We start from the raw sequence: 18,741 nt of genomic DNA, 5'->3' as shown, positions 1-18,741 counted from the left end.
CTTATTTGATATCGTAAGAAAAATAAGAGAAAAGTCTAAAGAAACACCCGAGGTAATATTTAAGCGAGAGGATTGATATTAATGGCAGTAGGATTTAAAGTAGATATATTTTTCTATGAAACAGGACACCCTGATTTTTTACATAGCTTTTTTTCAACCATGTCATATCATACAGAGTCTGAAGGTTGGGGCACTAAGTACCCACTATTAATGAAGAATTTATATTTCGACAAGTTACGTTGGGAGGACACAGAAGAAGCACTTCAAAATGTAGAAGAGATAAGAAAAATTTTAAGTGAATTACCTCCTGCAGAAGTCATTTGGGATATTGAGCACATGGAAAAACAGCCACCTTGGGGAAATAAAATCCCTAATAAAATAACTAGTTTAGCCAATTATCATGCTACTCCAACAGGTACAACTTTTTTAGATTTACTAAGCAACGCTTTAAACACTGCAAAAAGAAACAAAATTGATATAACAATTTCAAATCTAGGAAAATAAATCCTGCTAGATATCTTATGGTTTCATTTGAGTTTTATCACTTTACGCTTCGAGGCTGAGGCTGAATAAAAACATTTAAGTCACACTCATATGAGTTGTGGCTTTTATAATGTTGCTTTTCCAAGAGACTTTCAATCACAGGTAGCTTCTACAGATGTTATCGAACAGGAGATATTAGAACAAATTCAAGAAATTAATCAAACCATTGCAAGTATAGAAGCAATAGAGACACTTACACCACTGCCTGGAGTAGACTCAATTGTGGCTGTTTTAATTGCGATGAGAAAAAAGCTTAATGAAAAACTAGAGCGTTTACATAAATTCGATTATACATCCAGTAACAACTACAGCACGGCCCTTCAACTAGCAGCTAGTATCACGACAGGTTTAGCTGAAGTACAAAGCGGAAAAGGTTTTAGTCCCGTCAGTGGTACATTTAGTACACAAGGGTTGAATATGGAATGGATAACCTCTATTCAAAAAATTGCAGAGGAAAGAGTCCAAGAAGCCGAAATAAAAAAAGAAATTGAAGAAAAAATGGCTTTGCAGGAACAAGAAGCTAATAGACCGTGGTACCAAAAAACAGCTATTGGCGCTTGGGAACTCTTCCAAGGAATTTGTAATTCAGCTGCTGAAAACTTTACAGGTGTGGAATTACCAATGGGCAATGAATTAGAAACCAAAACAACCTTTCAAGCCGGAAATCTTGTGGGTAATTTTGTATCAGGGGTAGGATCTATTTTTGAAATTTTGGGCGGTATAGCTATTGTAACAGGATCAAATGTTGGCACCGTATTGTTAGAAGGAGTAACTTTCGGGGCAGCATCACCAATTGTTATCCCAGCTGATTTAGCTCTTACAACCGCTGGAGCAGGTGTTGCTACACATGGTACATTTGTATGGTATAATACCGTTCAAAATAGTATCGATACTTTGCAAAGGTTTCAGTCTTCTTTTGGTAAGTCTGGCGAAAGAGTTACGCAGACAGTAAAACCTAACTACAAAGACTATATAAAAGCAGAAAAAGGACAAAGACCGCCAAATTTTACTCCTAAAGGAGCTAAGATAGGTGGAGCTTTCAACGAAGCTAAGAGAGCAAGCGGTATTCCTGTTAATGAACAGCCAACTAAGGTTACACCAGCTGTAGATAAAAGAGGGAATCCTATCCCCGGAAGAGACTATCATTTTAAAGATGGTAAGATTATAAGAGAGCATTCAGGCGGTCATACTTATCCAGATGATCCATCTCAAAATTGAGGATCACATTTCAATGATGTACATGGGAATCATTATGACTATTAAAATTGAGGTGGTAAAATGAAGTGTTGGAATGAAGTAGAAGAAGATGCATTCTCATACTACAAATGGTTTAGTAAGGATGAAGCAATCAAAAGAGTCGGTAATTTACCAAATTTAAGTTTATTCAGTGTTAATGGCTCCATGTTATTTAGCTCAGATGAAAAAAATCAATTCAAAGAAGTATGCGGCACTGAAATCAAGCAAGTATTTATGAAACATGATTTGACTAATGTCTACAAATTCTACTTGCTTGCAGCTATTGAAATCAAAGACAAAAACTCTAAAATTGAAAAATACCGAAAGGTATGGAAAGCTCTTCAAACCAAATGGAAACTTGAGGGATTTAATAAGGGTCCAGAAGTTGAAATGGAAGTTGGGGGAACAACTTTCTACTCAAGTATTGCAGAGTTTTGTCTCGAGAAACTTCCAGATGCCATTGAAATAGTTTCTAGTAATCCTAAAAGATTTACAATCATTGCAAGTAAAAATAATGATATAATTGCGGAAGAAAATGTTAGAAAAATCTTCAAAAAAGCATTTAATGAATATAACAAATGGAAAGATGAAATAGATTATTTTAACCTTTCCATTCATCTCTGCCCAAAAGATGATATAGTTTTTAGATGGGGAGATTCATTAGAGGAAGCGGAAATAGCTGCTATATTTAAAGGAGATATACTTACACTTTTAAATAGCTAACTGCAAAATCTTGCTAAAAATAACTACATTTCAATTAACAATTATAATATTTGAATAGAATTAAACTAAGAAAAATCCGACTCACAAAAGACGGATTTCTTCATGTATCTAAAATGTATACTGCTTTATTTGATCTAATACTAAAAATTAGGGAGGAGTAATTTTTGGCGTATTCATTAAAACCTGAAATACAAGCCAGTCTTACAAAAATTGATTTTATTAAGAGATATAAAGCCTTATCAGAAAAATTTTCTGATAGAGAAAATACATTTGAAAACTATGAAAACGAAAAAGTAATTGCAGTATTTGAGTCTCTTGGCTATAAAGCTCGTTTTATGAAAAAAGAAAACTTTTTTATTGTTGGTGAAGTAAAGAACAAGGATTTCTATACTTTCAGATTCAATATCAGCTTAAAATATGGGCTTGTTGAGTTCATTTGGTCTGCAAGGTATAATGGTGAAGTTAGAGTTAGGAATTCATGGGATATGTTTGTAAAAGCATTATCCAATGGTTCTGAAAGATTGCCGGCAGTATGCTTCCACAGTTACGATGAACTCAAAGAAATCATGAAAATCGCCTTTGAAATGTACGAAGATTTCAAGCGAGAATTAATTCCTATTTATTCATAATTCAAAAAGCTACCGAAGACACCAAAACAGTTACTTCGAGTAGCTTTTATTTATATATATTAAAGTTATTTATTTTCCTCTTTTTGAACATATACATAAGCATCTTTCTGCTCTTTATGTATATCAACCTTCGAATTCTCTGCAAGTTGACCCGCGTTTAGCAAAGAAAAAATAATCAACGCTTCTAGTGACATTTCGTTTTACCACTCCTTTCTAATTGTTATACGTTTATCATACCGCTTACATGTGATTTCCGTATGAACTCGAAAAGGAGATTAAAACAAAAAAGCTTTGAGGAAATTCCTCAAAGCTTTTTATTTATTAGTAACGAATTAAGAAATATTTCTTCTTACCGCGGCGAATGATTGTGAATTTACCTTCGATGCGGTCGTTTTCTGTTACAACGTAGTCTAATGCTTGTGTACGCTCACCATTTACGTAGATTGCGCCGTTCGTTACATCTTCACGTGCTTGACGTTTTGATGGAGAGATTTTGCTTTCTACAAGTAAGTCGATTAATACTGTATCTTCTGCAGTACGTTCTACAGATGGTACGTCTTTGAATCCTTGTTCGATTTCGCTTGCAGTTAGTTCTGCTACAGAACCGCTAAATAATGCAGCTGAAATTTTAATCGCTTGCTCTAATGCTTCTTCGCCGTGAACAAGTTTTGTCATTTCAGAACCTAATGCCTTTTGTGCTGCACGTTTTTCTGGCGCTTCAGCTACTTGCTTTTCAAGCTCAAGAATTTCTTCATGAGATAAGAATGTGAAGTATTTTAAGTATTTTACAACATCACGGTCATCTGTGTTAATCCAGAATTGGTAGAACTCGTAAGGAGTTGTTTTCTCTGGGTCTAACCAAATTGCGCCGCCTTCTGTTTTACCAAACTTCGTACCGTCAGATTTTGTAACAAGTGGAATTGTTAAACCGAATGCTTTCGCATCTTCTTCTGATTTACGGATTAATTCAAGACCAGCTGTAATGTTACCCCATTGGTCACTACCACCGATTTGCAAGCGGCAATTATGTTGTTGGTATAAGTTTAAGAAGTCGTATGATTGTAAAATCATGTAACTGAACTCAGTGAATGAAATACCAGTTTCTAAACGAGATGCTACTGTATCTTTTGCTAACATATAGTTTAAACCGAAGTTTTTACCGATATCGCGTAAGAATGAAATTACATCTAAGCTACCAAGCCAGTCGTAGTTGTTAGCCATCGTTGCTGGGTTGTCCACGTTTTCAAACTCTAAGAAGTTTGAAAGTTGGTTTTTAATGCTTTCTGTGTAGTAAGCAACTGTATCTTTCGTATTTAATGTACGTTCTGCTTTTTTACCACTCGGGTCACCGATCATACCAGTACCACCGCCAACAAGTGCGATTGGTTGGTGACCAGCTAATTGGAAACGACGTAACATTAATACTGGTAACATATGACCAATGTGTAAGCTATCCGCTGTCGGGTCAAAACCACAGTATAATTTAACGCTTTCTTTTTCTAATAATTGCTCAAGGCCCTCAGCATCTGTTTGCTGATTAATTAGACCGCGAAATTCAAGATCTTGTAAAATACCCATATCCTACATACTCTCCTTTAAGTTCATTACTGGCGTGAAGGTTGAAAACATAAAAAAATCGTCCCTTCAAATAAGGGACGATTTTGATTATCGCGTTACCACCCTAGTTGCAGGCAAAAAAGCCTACCACCTTATTTACATAACGGCTTAGCACCGTCTTTTCCCTTTTGAATATAATTCAATCGAAAAAAGATGCTCTAGGGGCGTAATTCGCGATCATCTATGTGCTGATTTTCACCGGCCATCAGCTCTCTAAAACAGGGAAATGATCACTACTTCTCCCTTTCCACGCTCAATTATTCATATACTTTTCTTTATACCATCATTTATATAGGCATGTCAAATAGAGGTGGAATTTCACTTCTCTCCAATCCTTTACAACGTCGCAAAGAGTAATTTATTAGACATAAAAAAGCCTCCCTCATCTATTCTTTCATAAGTGTATACAGACGAGGAAGGCACTTCGTTCAAATATTATTTTATTTTTTTAATAATCTTCGCAGGATTTCCGCCAACTACTACATTCTCCGGCACATCTTTCGTTACAACGGCGCCAGATGCGATGACCGCATTGTCTCCAATTGTTACACCTGGATTAATAATTGCTCTTCCGCCAATCCATACGTTATCGCCAATTGTAACTGGTTTTCCGTATTCTGATCCGCTTATACGCTCAATTGGATCAAGTGGGTGCGTTGCTGTATAAATGTGGACACCTGGAGCTAACATACAGTTCACTCCGATTGTTACCGGGCATACGTCTAAAATCGTACAGTCAAAGTTCGCGTAAAAATTTTCACCGACATGAATGTTATAGCCGTAATCACATCTAAAAGAAGATTCAAGATGAATATTATCTCCTGTCGTTCCGAATAATTCTTTTACGATTTCGCTACGCTCTTTCAATTGCTCTTCTGGCGTATCATTTAATTTTCTCGTTAATATACGTGCTTGCTCTCTTTCTTGTACTAAAACTGGATCAGCCGGTATGTACATTTCTCCTAGTATCATCTTTTCCTTTTCTGTTTTCATCATACTATCCCCTTTAACTTATATATATAAGTTCATGATATCATAAAAAAGAAAGGCCTGAACATTTTTCGTTCAGACCTTTCTCTCTTAATCTTCCATCGTTGATAAGTCACCTGTTGGTAAGTTTAACTCCCACGCTTTTAATACGCGTCGCATAATTTTACCACTTCTCGTTTTCGGTAATTTATCTCTAAATTCAATTTGTCGTGGTGCTGCATGAGCTGCTAGGCCTTTCTTTACAAATTGACGAATTTCTTCTTTTAATTCATCAGATGGTTCGTATCCTGCTCGAAGTGCGATAAATGCTTTAATAATTTCGCCGCGCACCGGATCAGGAATACCAATTACACCAGCTTCTGCAACAGCAGCATGCTCGATTAATTTACTTTCTACTTCAAACGGACCAACGCGCTCACCTGACGTCATAATTACATCGTCAATACGTCCTTGGAACCAGAAGTATCCATCTTCATCCATATAGGCAGAGTCGCCTGATACGTACCAATCTCCCGGCATGAAATAAGATTCATATTTTTGCTGGTTATTCCAGATCCCGCGCATCATAGATGGCCAACCTTTCGCAATTGCTAAGTTACCCATTGTGTAAGGAGGCACTTCATTTCCTTCATTATCAACAATCGCTGCTTTCACACCTGGAATTGGTTTACCCATTGAACCTGGACGGATTTCCATACAAGGGTAGTTACAAATAACTTGTCCACCTGTTTCTGTCATCCACCACGTATCATGAATACGAAGTCCAAATGCGTTCATACCCCAGCGAATTACTTCTGGATTTAACGGCTCACCAACGCTTAATACGTGACGAACTTGTGATAAGTCATATTTTTTAATTGCGTCTTGTCCAGCTCCCATTAACATACGGAATGCTGTTGGTGCGCTGTACCAAACCGTCACACCGTAATCTTGCAGTGCTTCATACCAAGCTTCTGGACTAAAGCGTCCACCTAAAATAACGTTTGACGCTCCAACTAACCACGGTGCGAAAATACCATAAGCTGTTCCAGTTACCCAGCCCGGGTCAGCAGTACACCAATATACATCGTCTTCTTTTAAATCTAACACCCACTTCGCCGTTTGATAGTGCTGAACCATTGCGTTTTGCGCATGAAGCACACCTTTTGGCTTACCAGTAGAACCAGACGTGTAATGTAGAATCAAGCCGTCTTCACGGCCTAACCATTCAATATGTAATTCTTTTGAAGCTTGTTCAAATAAAGGATTGAATGCTACCGTTTTACCGCCTTCTTCTACATTATCTCCAACAAGGAAAACTGTTTTTAAAGCCGGTAAATCATTTAATGGTACGCGCTCTAACAATTCAGGCGTTGTAATTAACACCTTTGCTTCGCTATCTTCTAAGCGATCGCGAACTGCGCCTTCCATAAATGCTTCAAATAGCGGTCCAACAATTGCTCCTAATTTCACTGCACCTAAAAGTGCGAAATATAAATCTGGAGAACGTGGCATAAAAATAAAAACGCGATCGCCTTTTTCTACATCGCCATAATTCTTAAGGACGTTTCCTGCTTTATTAGAAAAATCCTTCATTTCCTTAAATGTATATTTCTCTTTTCGCGATCCATCTTGATAATAAAGAGCTACTTTATTCTTTCGATCGGATTTCGCATGCTTATCAATTGCCTCATACGCCATATTTACTCGGCCTGTTTCATTCCAAGTAAAGTTTTTATTAACCTCTTCCCAGTTAAAATTCGCGTATGCCTCATCATAATTCGGCAAATTATTTTCTCCTTTAATGACAGGAAGCGTTTCTACTTTCATACTTTACATCCCCCTCCTATGTATTCTATTATCTATTATAATGACATTATTTAAAATTTTCAGTATATTTGTTGATTTTTAGACAAATTTTTAATGACAAATTTCGATTCACATCGCATATATTATAAAGTACGATATTAATAGATTCACAAACCCTCAAGGTGGTGAGCAATACATTGATTCATAAAAAAATATATAATGCTAGAAACTTAAAAACAGCGAAAGGCACTTTAATTATTGAAGGTCCTGTCTCTACACATAACTTAGAAATGTATGAGTTTCATCCAGACTTAATTGCGTTTCGTCCTGCCGAACAACAATATAAAGCAATTGTCGAAATTTCTAAATTACCAGAAGCTCGTCTCATTATTGCTAGACATGACCAAACAATTGTTGGATATGTTACATACTTGTATCCTGATCCACTTGAACGATGGTCAGAAGGAAAAATGGAAAACTTAATTGAGCTTGGGGCAATTGAAGTAGTCCCAGCCTTCCGCGGGAGTTCTGTCGGAAAGAACTTACTAGAGGTTTCTATGATGGACGATTATATGGAAGATTACATTATATTGACGACTGAATATTATTGGCACTGGGATTTGAAACAAACAGGATTGAATGTGTGGGAATACCGAAAAGTAATGGAGAAGATGATGAATGCTGGCGGGTTACAATGGATGGCTACAGACGATCCTGAAATTTGTTCACATCCTGCCAACTGTTTAATGGTCCGCATCGGTAAACGCGTTGATACGGATTCTATTCAAGCTTTTGATCGTCTACGTTTTCACAATCGTTTTATGTATTAATAAAGGGGGCAACTGGAATGATTGTAGAAGAAATTATGAATCAAAATGTAGTTACATTACATCCAAACGATACAATCGAAACAGCAATCCGAACGATACGCACGAAAGGCATTCGGCACATTCCAATTGTCGATCAAAATAATCACGTCGTAGGCATTATTTCTGATCGGGATGTAAGAGATGCAAGTCCGTCTATTCTAGATGAACAAGTTTCACTCGATATGCTACAGCAACCGCTCGAACTTATTATGAAACATCCTGTTATGACTTGCCATCCTCTCGATTTTGTTGAGGAAATTGCTACTTTATTTTTTGAAAATAAAATTGGCTGTCTTCCTGTTACAAAGGCCGGGAAGTTAGTTGGAATCATTTCTGAATCTACAGTACTGCACACATTAGTAAAATTAACAGGAGCACATCAACCAAGTTCGCAAATTGAAATTCAAGTAAAAAACGAACCTGGTATTCTTGGAAAAGTCGTTGCTATTTTTAGTGATTTACAAATAAATATCGTGAGCGTTCTCGTCTACCCAGCAAAAGACGAGAATGATAAAGTACTCGTTTTCCGCATTCAAACGATGAATCCTCTAAAAGTGATTGATGCACTTGAAGCAGAAGGCTACCGCGTATTATGGCCAAACATCATGGGGATGCAAGCATGAGTAGCGCGTTTATTTATTCGGATGACTTTCGGGGCTATTCATTTAGCCCTGATCATCCTTTTAACCAACTGCGCGTCACACTTACGTATGATTTATTACAAAAGGGCGGTTTCATCTCTCCCTCTCAAATCATCTCACCACGGATGGCTACAGATGAAGAGATCGCCTACGTTCATACAGAGGAGTACATAAATGCGGTAAAACGTGCTGGAGAAGGAAAGTTAGAAAAATCAATTGCGATGACATATGGACTCGGAACAGAAGATACACCGATGTTCCCAAATATGCACGAAGCAAGCGCATTGCTCGTTGGTGGTACGTTAACAGCTGTCGATGCTGTTCTTTCCGGAAAAGTAAAACACGCGCTTAACTTAGGAGGCGGCTTACATCATGGCTTCCGTGGTAAAGCATCTGGCTTTTGTATTTATAACGATAGCTCCATAGCAATGAAGTATATTCAGAAGAAATACGGTTTACGCGTCTTATATATTGATACAGATGCTCATCACGGTGATGGCGTACAGTGGTCGTTTTATGATGACCCTAACGTATGCACCATTTCACTGCATGAAACTGGTCGCTATTTATTCCCTGGAACTGGCGCTGTAAACGAACGTGGACAAGGTAATGGTTATAGTTATTCTTTTAACGTTCCACTCGATGCTTTTACAGAAGATGAATCGTTCTTAGAATCATATCGAACTGTTGTAAAAGAAGTTGCAGCGTACTTTAAACCGGATATTATTTTAACGCAAAATGGTGCTGACGCACATTATTATGACCCACTTACACATCTTTGTGCGACAATGAATATTTACCGCGAAATACCGAAGCTCGCTCGTGAAATTGCTAATGAATATTGCGACGGTCGCTGGATTGCTGTCGGCGGCGGTGGCTACGATCACTGGCGCGTCGTTCCAAGAGCATGGGCACTCATTTGGCTCGAAATGAACAACATCCAAAACATCTCAGGTTATCTCCCTCCAGAATGGATTGAAGCTTGGAAAGGACAAGCAGAAACAGAACTTCCCCTCACATGGGAAGATCCAGACAACATGTATAAACCTATCCCCCGTAAACCAGAAATTGAAGAAAAAAACGCATTAACTGTAGCGAAATCCCTTGAAATTATTCGGAATAATATGACAAAATCTTTATACTAAAAGAAAAGGAGGCTCGTTTTTGAATAGCCTCCTTTTCTTTGAAGCTTGCTATTATTGTCGTTTTCTGTCGGTAAGTCGATATATGTTAATAATCGCTGATATATTCCGAGTTACGCCGATATATTTTGATAATCGCTGATATATTCCGAGTTGCGCCGATATATTCTAATAATCGCTGATATATTTTCATTTTATAACAGTCTGGCCCAACTTTTATGACAAAAGGTCGTGATATTATGTGGACACAACAAATAATCAACACGAAACGCGGTACATTTGAACTCTTTACAAAAGGAAATGGCGAATCGCTTTGTATTACACATCACTATTCACAATTTAATGAAACTGGGGATTACTTTGCGGATGTTTTTACTGCTACGCATCGTGTATTTCTCATTAATTTACGAGATACTGGTCGCTCTGTAACCGCCCAGTCAGAAAACGAATTAAGCATGATTGAAACAATCCACGACTTAGAAGCCATACGAGAAGTATTACAACTTCCAACATGGCATTTCGCCGGTCATTCAACAGGTGGTATGCTTGGACTTTTATATGCGATTACATATCCAAATTCCTTACAATCATTAGTCGTAGCAGGAGCTACAGCAAGTAACTATACCGAAAAACCATTTTGCATTTATCACCCAGCACATCCAAAGTTTCATTATATGCAAAAACTCATCGAAAACTTAAAAAGCCCTCACCTTACAAGTGAAGAACGAAAAGAACTATCTACTGAGAGAACAAAATTATCATTGTATAAACCAGAAAACTACAACTCTTATTTTTGTAAACCAATCAACAAAACAATGTCCATTAGCCGGATGAATGCTTTCGCCAATGAATATCCTTCATTTGATTTAAGAGAGTATTTACCTTTCATCCAAACAAAGACACTTATTATATGCGGAAGATATGATGTGCAGTGTCCTATTCAATATTCCATCGAGATACATGAGGGTATATGCGATTCTACTTTTGTGACATTTGAGGAGAGCAACCATTATCCTTTTTTAGAAGAAGCTGATCAGTTTACTTCTACTACTCAAACATTTTATAAATCGTTAGTACCATTATTATTAAGAAAACCTAAACACTGACAAAAAGCTCATAGCCTCTATACGACTATGAGCTTTTTTCAAACGAAATATTTCACACTAAAAACAACTAAAAAAATAAAAGAAATAACAACTAAACCCACATCAAGTAATACCGACTTTTTATCTCTATCTTTTAAACTTACCTTAGAGCTAGAAATGCTTTTAATTACCCAAAAGATTGCAAAAAAGACCCAACCGAAATAATCATTCATAGAATCTTCATCATAAAACATTTGTATTGCACCAATAATCAATAAGATAAGTACGATATTAGTTCCAATCTTTAAAGCCTTGTTTGATTTATTATCTTTTAATATATCTCCCAAAATATAGCACGCCCCTCATGCTCTCCTCTGTTTTGTTTCTCTTTACATTTTAACATAAATTACCTATTCCTTCCTTTCCATTTGAATAACATACAAAAAAACCTGCCAATTACTCGGCAGGTATATTACACATTAAAACGATAACCAGCTCCCCATACCGTTTCAATATATTGCGGGTGAGCAGGATCTCTTTCAATTTTTTCACGTAGCTTTCTAATGTGGACGACAACAGTGGCTAAATCCCCAGCGGAATCTAATCCCCAAATGCGTTCAAATAACTGTTCTTTATTTAATACTTGGTTTGGATGTGTGACAAAGAATGTTAATAAATCAAATTCCTTCGTTGTAAACGCCACTTCTTCATTGTTTATAAAAACTTTTCTCGCTCGTTGATCGATAGAAATTCCGTGAATATATAACGTATCACGTTGCTTACTTACATTTCCTAATAATCTTTCATAACGGGCAATATGTGCTTTTACTCTTGCGACTAATTCACTCGGGCTAAACGGTTTCGTTATATAATCATCCGCTCCTAATCCGAGTCCACGAATTTTATCTATATCTTCTTTTTTTGCTGAAACAAGTAGAATCGGAATATCTTTTACAGCACGTATTTGTTTACAAATTTCGAATCCGTTCATTTTCGGAAGCATAATATCTAAAATAATTAAATCATAGTCTTCTTGCAAGGCTGTTTGTAAACCTATTTCTCCTGAATGCTCTACATCAACTTGGAAATCATTAATTTCTAAATAATCTCGCTGTAATTCTGCAATACTTACTTCATCTTCTATTAATAAAATTCTTTTCAATTTACTCACCACATTCCTCTACTTTTTCCAATGAGAAGAAAATGCTTGTGCCTTTACCAAGCTCGCTTTCCGCCCAAATTTCCCCGCCATGTTCTTCAACAATTTGCTTCGCTATTGCTAAACCAAGTCCACTTCCACCTGTGCTAGAATTCCGCGATTGTTCTGCACGATAAAAACGTTCAAAGATATACGGCAATGTATCAGATTCTATACCTGATCCGTTGTCCATCACTTTCACAATAACTTTATTATTATCACTCGATACTGTTACAGTAATTTTCTTCTCTTCTTTATCCATGTATTTCACACTATTATGAATTAAATTTGATATAACTCTATTGATCTTTTCGCAATCAGCCGTTACATATAGTGGTGATGCATGTAACTGTAGGCGCACTTCTATACCTTCTTCACTTAAATCCATCTGCATCTCTTCTATTAATTCTTGCATAAACGTATTCAATTCAACTGTTTCAAACTGGAATGGAACTCGATTCAAATCGAGCTTCGAAAATAAAAATAGTTCATCAATGAGTGTGTCCATATGTTTTGCCTTCGTATGGATAGTTGTTAAATACTTATCCATTTTTTCTGGCGTATTTGCTACCCCGTCCTTTATTCCTTCTACATATCCTATAATTGATGTAATCGGTGTTTTTAAGTCATGAGAGATGTTTGAAATAAGCTCTTTTCGATTTTCTTCATACTGTGTTTGCATCTCTATCGATTCTTTTAATCTCTTCCTCATTTCCTCAAACCCTTGATTTAATTGCCCTATTTCGTCGTGTGATGTAATTGGTATTTGAAAATCTAAATTTCCTTCTTTAATTTTCTCCGTTGCGCCTTTCAATACAAAAATTGGTTTTATTACACTTCTTGAAACGAGGTAACTTAATAATCCAATGAGTAAAATGGCTAGTAGTAAAAGCGATACGAATAAGATTGGAAATAATTTTTGTGTAAGATCTACAAATGAACTTTGCTTTTTTAATACAAATATACTTCCCTCTTCTTCCTGAGGAAAATAAAAATCAAACTTTACATATCGATAAAATGTATCGCCTAGTTCCGTTGTACCACGACTATTAATATTTGCTGATTCAAATTTCGGAAGGGCTTCTTTTAAAGATACACTTTCAAATACGTTTGAAGCATATGAAAGTGTTTCTCCTTTTCTTACTACTATTTTCACACCCTCTTTTTCTATTGCTGAGACAAACGACTCATCTAACAATTGAGATTGATGCTGTTTGGCTGCTGACTTCAACTCAAGATAGGCATTCTCTTCTTCTGGTGTAAGCGGCTTTTGAATGTAAGAACTTTTATAGAAATTTTTCACTGCTTCCAAGTCACCTGTTATCGAAAAAACGATTAAAAATCCCGCGACTAATATAAGCGTAATGGAAACGAGGATAACAGCAATATAAGAAAATAAAAACCTTGTTTTAATAGACATATCTTAAATCCTCACTTTATCAAACCTTATTATTTATAAGCATAAAAATATATGTTCAATTACTCAAGCGATTTTATAGTAATTTTAGCGTCAGTTTATAAAAATTTAATGTTCCTATTTTACAGTTGAAATTAGGAGGTTGAAATTCCATGTTCAAAAAAACATTAAGTATGATATGTTGCGTAATTTTTTTACAAGGATGCTCGCAAGAACAAGAAGTAAAAAAGGAGATGATAAACATGGAGACTGCACTACTAGCAGCTACTGAAAAAAATGAAACGAATACTGTTATATCTTTACTAAAACAAGGCGCAAATATAAATGCGACGGATAGTCAAGGACGTACTCCGCTTATGATTGCTACATACAAAAATGATGTAAAAACCGCAAAGGCACTTATCAAAGCTGGTGCTGACGTAAATATCCAAGATGACATGAAAAATAATCCCTTTCTATACGCCGGTGCGGAAGGTTACTTAGACATTTTAAAACTAACAATTGATGCTGGTGCAGATCCTACGATTACAAATCGTTACGGCGGAACAGCTCTTATCCCAGCCTCAGAACATGGCTATATTGACGTTATAAAAGAACTACTCACTCAAACAAATATTGATGTAAATCATGTAAATAACTTGGGATGGACAGCTTTAATGGAAGCCATCGTACTAAGTAACGGAAACGAAACACAGCAACTAGTCATTCGCCTTCTTATTGAGCACGGTGCAAATGTAAATATTCCAGACAATGATGGTGTTACCCCGTTAGAGCATGCTCGCGCTCATCACTTTGAAGAGATAGAGAAGATTTTGTTAGAAGGCCGTAAGTAAAAAGCTAATTTTTGCCTTCCTCCCCCACCCTATGCTACATTTAAGCCGTTACATTACTATTAATAGGGTGGGAATAAAAATGAACAAACCTAAAATTGGGATGATTGGACTTGGAAGTATTGCGCAAAAGGCCTATCTTCCAACACTTACAAAAGAAACTGATTGGAATTTTGTAGGGGCGTTTACACCTAACGCAGAGAAAAGAAAACAAGTTTGCCAGCAATACCGAATTCAAGACTTTCATTCTATTGAAATGTTAGCTTCGGAATGCGATGCAATCTTCGTTCATAGTTCAACTGCATCGCATTATGAAATCGTTTCTGAACTTCTAAAAAAAGGGATCGACGTTTATGTTGATAAACCGCTAGCAGCTACAGTGGAACAAGCTGAGCAACTAGTCGAGTTGAGCGAGAAGTATAACCGAAAATTAATGGTCGGATTTAATCGCAGATTCGTTCCTATGTATGTCGCTGCCAAAGAACAGGCTAATGATATTTCATGGATTCGAATTGAAAAGCATCGTACAAATAAAGTCGGGCCATATACGTACGACTTCACTATGTTAGATGATTATTTACACATTGTAGATACTGCTCGCTGGTTAGCTAACGATGACCTTAACGCCGTTCACAATATGATGCAAATGAATGAAAAGAATGAACTTCTTTACGGACATCATACATATACAACGCCAAGTGGACTGTTACTTTCTACTGCAATGCATCGCCATGCCGGTACAAATTTAGAACAAATTGAACTTGTAACGACAGGAAAAATCATTCGCGTAAAAAATATGAATACATTTGAAATTGAACAGGAAAACTCAGTTTCACAAAGTGCTTCCCCATCATGGGATGCGACGTTAAAACAACGTGGTTTTGAAGATGCTGTTCATCATTTTATTGAGTGTGTACAAGGCGATACAAAGCCTGTTGTAGATGGATTAGAAGGATTAAAAACGCAGCAACTGTTGCAATCTCTACTAGATGATGTAAACAAAAATTAAAACGGATACATTTTTCAGAATTTACTTTCATTCCCATTCCCTCTTTATTTCTCTCATAAATTTCTATAGAATATGTTGATAGGAATTATAAATTTCATAATGAATCGTGGAAAGGATGGGATTAACACATGTGGAACGAGTTTAAAAAATTCGCTTTCAAAGGGAATGTCGTTGATTTAGCTGTCGGGGTTGTAATCGGTGCTGCATTCGGTAAAATCGTTAGTTCTTTAGTAAAAGATATCATCACACCATTACTTGGTATGGTATTAGGTGGCGTTGACTTTACAGATTTACACTTTGGATACGGTAAATCTGCTGTTATGTATGGTAACTTCATCCAAACAATTTTTGACTTCTTAATTATCGCAGCTTCTATCTTTATGTTTGTTAAAGTTTTCAACAAACTAACATCTAAAAAAGAAGAAGAAGAAAAAGAGGAAGAAATTCCAGAACCAACAAAAGAAGAAGTTCTTCTTGGCGAAATTCGCGACTTACTAAAACAGCAAAACTCTTCTAAAGATAGAGCATAATTGAACGGATAAAAAGGCATGTCCCTCTGGACATGCCTTTTCTATATGCTATAACGTTTCCGAATTCATATGAATAAATAAAATAATACCAGCAACCATAAGTACCATAATGCTACCTGCAAATAGTGTAATACCAATAAACATTAAACTTGTGCTCATATCTACTGATACACTTTCAATAAAAATAGAAATTACATACGTGATAAGGGCAATTCCTGCAAGAATACTTCCTGGAACAAATCGCTTTAAACCATTTTGTTTTAACGTCATATATGCAAAAATAGCAGTCATACAAAGCGTAATTATCCAAAGAACGATCATCTCTTTTCCCCCCTCACAAGCCTTTTCTTTCTATTATACATGACATTGCCCTATAATAGTTAAATTTGCACTTATGTGACATATAACAAGGAATAGCCCCATCTATAGCGAAGGCATTATAACATACACTTATACAATAAGGAGGCTTTCATTTGGACTATACTACTACATGTAAATTAGAGCTATCCGAACGATTCGATTATGTTACGATTGACTTAGACAAACAGTTTTTTTACATCGAAGTTGTAAATTTACAAAGTAATATAACTGTACTAAAAATATCAATTAACTTGCAAAAAGACGAAACGATGGTAGAGGGAAATATAATTCATTATGATACTTTTCACCTAGATGCATTATTACAAGGATTGAAATATGTTGCTCGAACATGTATTGATCACAATTTAAAAAACCAAAAGGAACTGTTCGCATTTTTAGAAGAAAATTAGCTCCAACAAAAAAATGGTTTTTTTTTCTTTTTATTGATATAATTGTTATATAGAAATATTCTTTATAAGGGAGTGTTCATAATGATTTGGATTTCACTAATCGTATTAGCTTATTTCATCATTCTCGTCCCAATACAGTACAACTACATTAAAATGCTCAAAGAAAAACAGAAAAAATTGAGTGTCTCACAAAACGAACTATATGATAACATGTCTTATGAAGAATCCCAAGTACATTACCATTATCAAAGTAACGTATTTACAATACCTGCTTCGCTTGTCGCAAGTATTATTTATAAAGTGAAACATGCAGCATAATATGTACGCTGTAAAATTATTGTTTGAATCTGTTCATTGTAGTGAGCCTGATCCTACGAAAATTGATGAGCATTATGAAGAGAATCACGATACACTTTTTGAAGAAAGCATTATTCTTGTTAAAGCAAACAGTTTAGAGGATGCTCACGAACTTGGTAAAAAAATTGCTATGCAATCTGAAGATACGTACGATAATATGTACGATGAGCAAATAACGTGGACGTTTCGAAAAGTGTTGCATGTGTTTGAATTAGACGATACCCCCTTTGAAACTGGAAAAGAACTGTACGCAAGATTTTTACACGTTAAGAAAAATAAAGCGGTGGATACAGTCGTACAAAAATACTATCCTGAATCCGAATAAAAGCTCACAGCAATCGCTGTGAGCTTTTTTATACTTACTTCGTTGAATCTCTAAATTGGATACGGTGAGGTAATATAACAGTGTGATCTTCCACTTTTTCTTTGTTCATATACTTTGTTAATAAACGCATTGCTACTGCACCGATATCATACATCGGTTGAACAACTGTTGAAAGCTGCGGACGAACCATTAATGCAAGACGTGTATTATCGAAACCAAGTACTTCTACGTCAGTTGGTACGTTTAATCCAGCGTCTTGTGCTGCATGGATTACACCTAGTGCCATTTCATCAGAAGACACGAAGATTGCTGTTGGCTTTTCATCATTGCTCCAAAGCTTTTCGAATGCTTCAATACCTGAGTCATATGTGTAATCTCCATCGATTACAAGATTTTCATCATATGAAATACCTGCTTCTTCTAAAGCTTTTTTATAACCTTGTAACTTCTTCGCGCTTCCCGCTTTATCAATGAAAGGACCAGAGACGAAACCGATACGTTTATGTCCTTGCTCGATAAAGTGCTTCATTGCATCATAAGCTGCTTGTGTATAATCAATATTTACTGATGGCGTTTCATTTTGCTCATCAAATGACGCTGCTAATACAATTGGTACTGGAGATTTTTTAAATTCTTCAATGTGAATGTCTGTAATATCTTCACCCATGAAAACAATTCCGTCCACTTGTTTTCCAAGCATCGTATTTAATAAATGGAACTCTTTCTCTTTGTTTTGATCAGAGTTACTTAAAATGATGTTATATTTGTACATTGTTGCGATATCTTCAATTCCACGTGCAAGTTCTGCATAAAACGTATTTGAGATATCAGGAATAATAACACCTACTGTAGTTGTCTTCTTACTTGCTAGTCCACGTGCTACCGCATTCGGGCGGTATCCTAAACGATCAATTGCTTCTAATACTTTCTTTCTTGTTGTAGGCTTTACATTTGGGTTACCGTTCACAACACGAGATACGGTAGCCATTGAAACGTTTGCTTCGCGCGCTACATCATAGATTGTTACGTTCATCTCATCGCA

22 protein-coding genes, 1 pseudogene and 1 other annotated feature are annotated in these 18,741 nt (G+C 36.2%); of the genes and pseudogenes, 14 read left to right on the top strand and 9 right to left on the bottom strand.

Annotated elements, in window-relative coordinates:
• Positions 1-81: 81 nt before the first annotated feature.
• From ACTFR8_RS09450 to ACTFR8_RS09435, 4 genes and pseudogenes are all read left to right on the top strand, one after another.
• Entirely contained in the window at positions 82-504 is a 423-nt protein-coding gene (locus ACTFR8_RS09450) for an immunity 70 family protein (protein ID WP_000268162.1), read from the top strand.
• Positions 505-612: 108 nt separating this feature from the next.
• Positions 613-1,761: pseudogene (locus ACTFR8_RS09445) on the top strand (HNH/endonuclease VII fold putative polymorphic toxin); the annotation flags it as partial.
• Positions 1,762-1,821: 60 nt separating this feature from the next.
• The gene (locus ACTFR8_RS09440; RefSeq protein ID WP_000650403.1) at positions 1,822-2,502 is read left to right on the top strand and encodes a hypothetical protein; all 681 of its coding nucleotides are present in this window, start codon (positions 1,822-1,824) and stop codon (positions 2,500-2,502) included.
• 164 nt (positions 2,503-2,666) lie between these two features.
• On the top strand, positions 2,667-3,131 hold the full coding sequence (locus ACTFR8_RS09435; RefSeq protein WP_000331790.1) for a hypothetical protein: 465 nt from the start codon (positions 2,667-2,669) through the stop codon (positions 3,129-3,131).
• A 65-nt stretch (positions 3,132-3,196) separates the two neighbouring features.
• Here ACTFR8_RS09435 and ACTFR8_RS09430 read toward each other — a convergent pair whose 3' ends face one another.
• The 4 genes from ACTFR8_RS09430 to acsA all read right to left on the bottom strand — a co-directional run bounded on the left by ACTFR8_RS09430 (position 3,197) and on the right by acsA (position 7,547).
• Complete coding sequence (locus ACTFR8_RS09430) at positions 3,197-3,325, bottom strand: hypothetical protein (RefSeq protein ID WP_000050940.1); 129 nt, start codon at positions 3,323-3,325, stop codon at positions 3,197-3,199.
• A gap of 127 nt (positions 3,326-3,452) precedes the next feature.
• Entirely contained in the window at positions 3,453-4,709 is a 1,257-nt protein-coding gene (gene tyrS / locus ACTFR8_RS09425; protein ID WP_000512092.1) for a tyrosine--tRNA ligase, read from the bottom strand.
• Between the two features lie 70 nt (positions 4,710-4,779).
• Positions 4,780-5,007 (bottom strand) — a binding site (T-box leader).
• Positions 5,008-5,183: 176 nt separating this feature from the next.
• Complete coding sequence (locus ACTFR8_RS09420; RefSeq protein ID WP_100619196.1) at positions 5,184-5,744, bottom strand: maltose acetyltransferase domain-containing protein; 561 nt, start codon at positions 5,742-5,744, stop codon at positions 5,184-5,186.
• Positions 5,745-5,828: 84 nt separating this feature from the next.
• A complete protein-coding gene (acsA, locus tag ACTFR8_RS09415; protein ID WP_100619194.1) occupies positions 5,829-7,547 on the bottom strand; it encodes an acetate--CoA ligase in 1,719 nt (572 codons plus the stop codon).
• Positions 7,548-7,723: 176 nt separating this feature from the next.
• Between acsA and acuA the strand changes: the two genes are divergently transcribed.
• The 4 genes from acuA (at position 7,724) to ACTFR8_RS09395 (ending at position 11,284) form a co-directional block, all read left to right on the top strand.
• Positions 7,724-8,356: an acetoin utilization protein acetyltransferase AcuA gene (gene acuA, locus ACTFR8_RS09410; protein ID WP_000581388.1), complete on the top strand. Its 633-nt coding sequence runs from the start codon at positions 7,724-7,726 to the stop codon at positions 8,354-8,356.
• 17 nt (positions 8,357-8,373) lie between these two features.
• Complete coding sequence (locus tag ACTFR8_RS09405; RefSeq protein WP_000634583.1) at positions 8,374-9,018, top strand: acetoin utilization AcuB family protein; 645 nt, start codon at positions 8,374-8,376, stop codon at positions 9,016-9,018.
• Entirely contained in the window at positions 9,015-10,181 is a 1,167-nt protein-coding gene (gene acuC / locus ACTFR8_RS09400; protein ID WP_000092823.1) for an acetoin utilization protein AcuC, read from the top strand. The genes ACTFR8_RS09405 and acuC overlap by 4 nt, the downstream gene beginning before the upstream one ends.
• Positions 10,182-10,396: 215 nt before the next feature.
• Entirely contained in the window at positions 10,397-11,284 is an 888-nt protein-coding gene (locus ACTFR8_RS09395; RefSeq protein WP_100619192.1) for an alpha/beta fold hydrolase, read from the top strand.
• A 38-nt stretch (positions 11,285-11,322) separates the two neighbouring features.
• Here the strand turns inward: ACTFR8_RS09395 and ACTFR8_RS09390 are convergent, their stop codons facing one another.
• The 3 genes from ACTFR8_RS09390 to ACTFR8_RS09380 form a co-directional block, all read right to left on the bottom strand.
• Positions 11,323-11,613: a hypothetical protein gene (locus ACTFR8_RS09390; RefSeq protein WP_076774657.1), complete on the bottom strand. Its 291-nt coding sequence runs from the start codon at positions 11,611-11,613 to the stop codon at positions 11,323-11,325.
• 122 nt (positions 11,614-11,735) lie between these two features.
• The gene (locus ACTFR8_RS09385; RefSeq protein WP_001986686.1) at positions 11,736-12,425 is read right to left on the bottom strand and encodes a response regulator transcription factor; all 690 of its coding nucleotides are present in this window, start codon (positions 12,423-12,425) and stop codon (positions 11,736-11,738) included.
• Position 12,426: 1 nt separating this feature from the next.
• Entirely contained in the window at positions 12,427-13,881 is a 1,455-nt protein-coding gene (locus tag ACTFR8_RS09380) for a sensor histidine kinase (protein WP_098871831.1), read from the bottom strand.
• A gap of 149 nt (positions 13,882-14,030) precedes the next feature.
• On the opposite strand from ACTFR8_RS09380, the gene ACTFR8_RS09375 reads away from it, so the two are divergent.
• The 3 genes from ACTFR8_RS09375 to mscL all read left to right on the top strand — a co-directional run bounded on the left by ACTFR8_RS09375 (position 14,031) and on the right by mscL (position 16,247).
• Positions 14,031-14,711 carry an ankyrin repeat domain-containing protein gene (locus ACTFR8_RS09375; protein WP_100619190.1) on the top strand — a complete coding sequence of 227 codons (681 nt, stop codon included), beginning with the start codon at positions 14,031-14,033 and terminating at the stop codon, positions 14,709-14,711.
• 79 nt (positions 14,712-14,790) lie between these two features.
• The gene (locus ACTFR8_RS09370; RefSeq protein WP_100619189.1) at positions 14,791-15,717 is read left to right on the top strand and encodes a Gfo/Idh/MocA family protein; all 927 of its coding nucleotides are present in this window, start codon (positions 14,791-14,793) and stop codon (positions 15,715-15,717) included.
• A gap of 128 nt (positions 15,718-15,845) precedes the next feature.
• Entirely contained in the window at positions 15,846-16,247 is a 402-nt protein-coding gene (mscL, locus tag ACTFR8_RS09365; protein WP_000267010.1) for a large conductance mechanosensitive channel protein MscL, read from the top strand.
• A 48-nt stretch (positions 16,248-16,295) separates the two neighbouring features.
• On the opposite strand, the gene ACTFR8_RS09360 is transcribed toward mscL, so the two are convergent.
• Complete coding sequence (locus tag ACTFR8_RS09360) at positions 16,296-16,568, bottom strand: DUF3917 domain-containing protein (RefSeq protein ID WP_000636589.1); 273 nt, start codon at positions 16,566-16,568, stop codon at positions 16,296-16,298.
• A gap of 152 nt (positions 16,569-16,720) precedes the next feature.
• On the opposite strand from ACTFR8_RS09360, the gene dhp61 reads away from it, so the two are divergent.
• From dhp61 to ACTFR8_RS09345, 3 genes are all read left to right on the top strand, one after another.
• Positions 16,721-17,017 (top strand): protein Dhp61, encoded by a 297-nt coding sequence (gene dhp61 / locus ACTFR8_RS09355; RefSeq protein WP_000386753.1) that lies wholly within the window; start codon positions 16,721-16,723, stop codon positions 17,015-17,017.
• Positions 17,018-17,098: 81 nt separating this feature from the next.
• Positions 17,099-17,335: a DUF3949 domain-containing protein gene (locus ACTFR8_RS09350; RefSeq protein ID WP_000637897.1), complete on the top strand. Its 237-nt coding sequence runs from the start codon at positions 17,099-17,101 to the stop codon at positions 17,333-17,335.
• A gap of 1 nt (position 17,336) precedes the next feature.
• Entirely contained in the window at positions 17,337-17,699 is a 363-nt protein-coding gene (locus ACTFR8_RS09345; protein ID WP_002098015.1) for a DUF4288 domain-containing protein, read from the top strand.
• A 34-nt stretch (positions 17,700-17,733) separates the two neighbouring features.
• Here ACTFR8_RS09345 and ccpA read toward each other — a convergent pair whose 3' ends face one another.
• On the bottom strand, positions 17,734-18,732 hold the full coding sequence (gene ccpA / locus ACTFR8_RS09340; protein ID WP_001103297.1) for a catabolite control protein A: 999 nt from the start codon (positions 18,730-18,732) through the stop codon (positions 17,734-17,736).
• Between the last annotated feature and the right edge of the window lie 9 nt (positions 18,733-18,741).

Origin of the sequence: Bacillus cereus group sp. MYBK15-3, assembly GCF_051916765.1 — a bacterium.
Taxonomy (GTDB): Bacteria; Bacillota; Bacilli; order Bacillales; family Bacillaceae_G; genus Bacillus_A; species Bacillus_A cereus.
The sequence above is the reverse complement of the archived record's forward strand: the minus strand, read 5'-3'. Positions and strand labels throughout refer to the sequence as shown.

What these genes read in the sequence shown, in the direction of transcription:
- ACTFR8_RS09450 (WP_000268162.1), top strand. Translation starts at nt 82, where the DNA reads ATGGCAGTAGGATTTAAAGTAGATATATTTTTCTATGAAACAGGACAC.
- ACTFR8_RS09440 (WP_000650403.1), top strand. Translation starts at nt 1,822, where the DNA reads ATGAAGTGTTGGAATGAAGTAGAAGAAGATGCATTCTCATACTACAAA.
- ACTFR8_RS09430 (WP_000050940.1), bottom strand. Translation starts at nt 3,325, where the DNA reads ATGTCACTAGAAGCGTTGATTATTTTTTCTTTGCTAAACGCGGGTCAA.
- tyrS (WP_000512092.1), bottom strand. Translation starts at nt 4,709, where the DNA reads ATGGGTATTTTACAAGATCTTGAATTTCGCGGTCTAATTAATCAGCAA.
- ACTFR8_RS09420 (WP_100619196.1), bottom strand. Translation starts at nt 5,744, where the DNA reads ATGATGAAAACAGAAAAGGAAAAGATGATACTAGGAGAAATGTACATA.
- acsA (WP_100619194.1), bottom strand. Translation starts at nt 7,547, where the DNA reads ATGAAAGTAGAAACGCTTCCTGTCATTAAAGGAGAAAATAATTTGCCG.
- ACTFR8_RS09405 (WP_000634583.1), top strand. Translation starts at nt 8,374, where the DNA reads ATGATTGTAGAAGAAATTATGAATCAAAATGTAGTTACATTACATCCA.
- acuC (WP_000092823.1), top strand. Translation starts at nt 9,015, where the DNA reads ATGAGTAGCGCGTTTATTTATTCGGATGACTTTCGGGGCTATTCATTT.
- ACTFR8_RS09395 (WP_100619192.1), top strand. Translation starts at nt 10,397, where the DNA reads ATGACAAAAGGTCGTGATATTATGTGGACACAACAAATAATCAACACG.
- ACTFR8_RS09380 (WP_098871831.1), bottom strand. Translation starts at nt 13,881, where the DNA reads ATGTCTATTAAAACAAGGTTTTTATTTTCTTATATTGCTGTTATCCTC.
- ACTFR8_RS09375 (WP_100619190.1), top strand. Translation starts at nt 14,031, where the DNA reads ATGTTCAAAAAAACATTAAGTATGATATGTTGCGTAATTTTTTTACAA.
- ACTFR8_RS09370 (WP_100619189.1), top strand. Translation starts at nt 14,791, where the DNA reads ATGAACAAACCTAAAATTGGGATGATTGGACTTGGAAGTATTGCGCAA.
- mscL (WP_000267010.1), top strand. Translation starts at nt 15,846, where the DNA reads ATGTGGAACGAGTTTAAAAAATTCGCTTTCAAAGGGAATGTCGTTGAT.
- ACTFR8_RS09360 (WP_000636589.1), bottom strand. Translation starts at nt 16,568, where the DNA reads ATGATCGTTCTTTGGATAATTACGCTTTGTATGACTGCTATTTTTGCA.
- ACTFR8_RS09350 (WP_000637897.1), top strand. Translation starts at nt 17,099, where the DNA reads ATGATTTGGATTTCACTAATCGTATTAGCTTATTTCATCATTCTCGTC.
- ACTFR8_RS09345 (WP_002098015.1), top strand. Translation starts at nt 17,337, where the DNA reads ATGTACGCTGTAAAATTATTGTTTGAATCTGTTCATTGTAGTGAGCCT.
- ccpA (WP_001103297.1), bottom strand. Translation starts at nt 18,732, where the DNA reads ATGAACGTAACAATCTATGATGTAGCGCGCGAAGCAAACGTTTCAATG.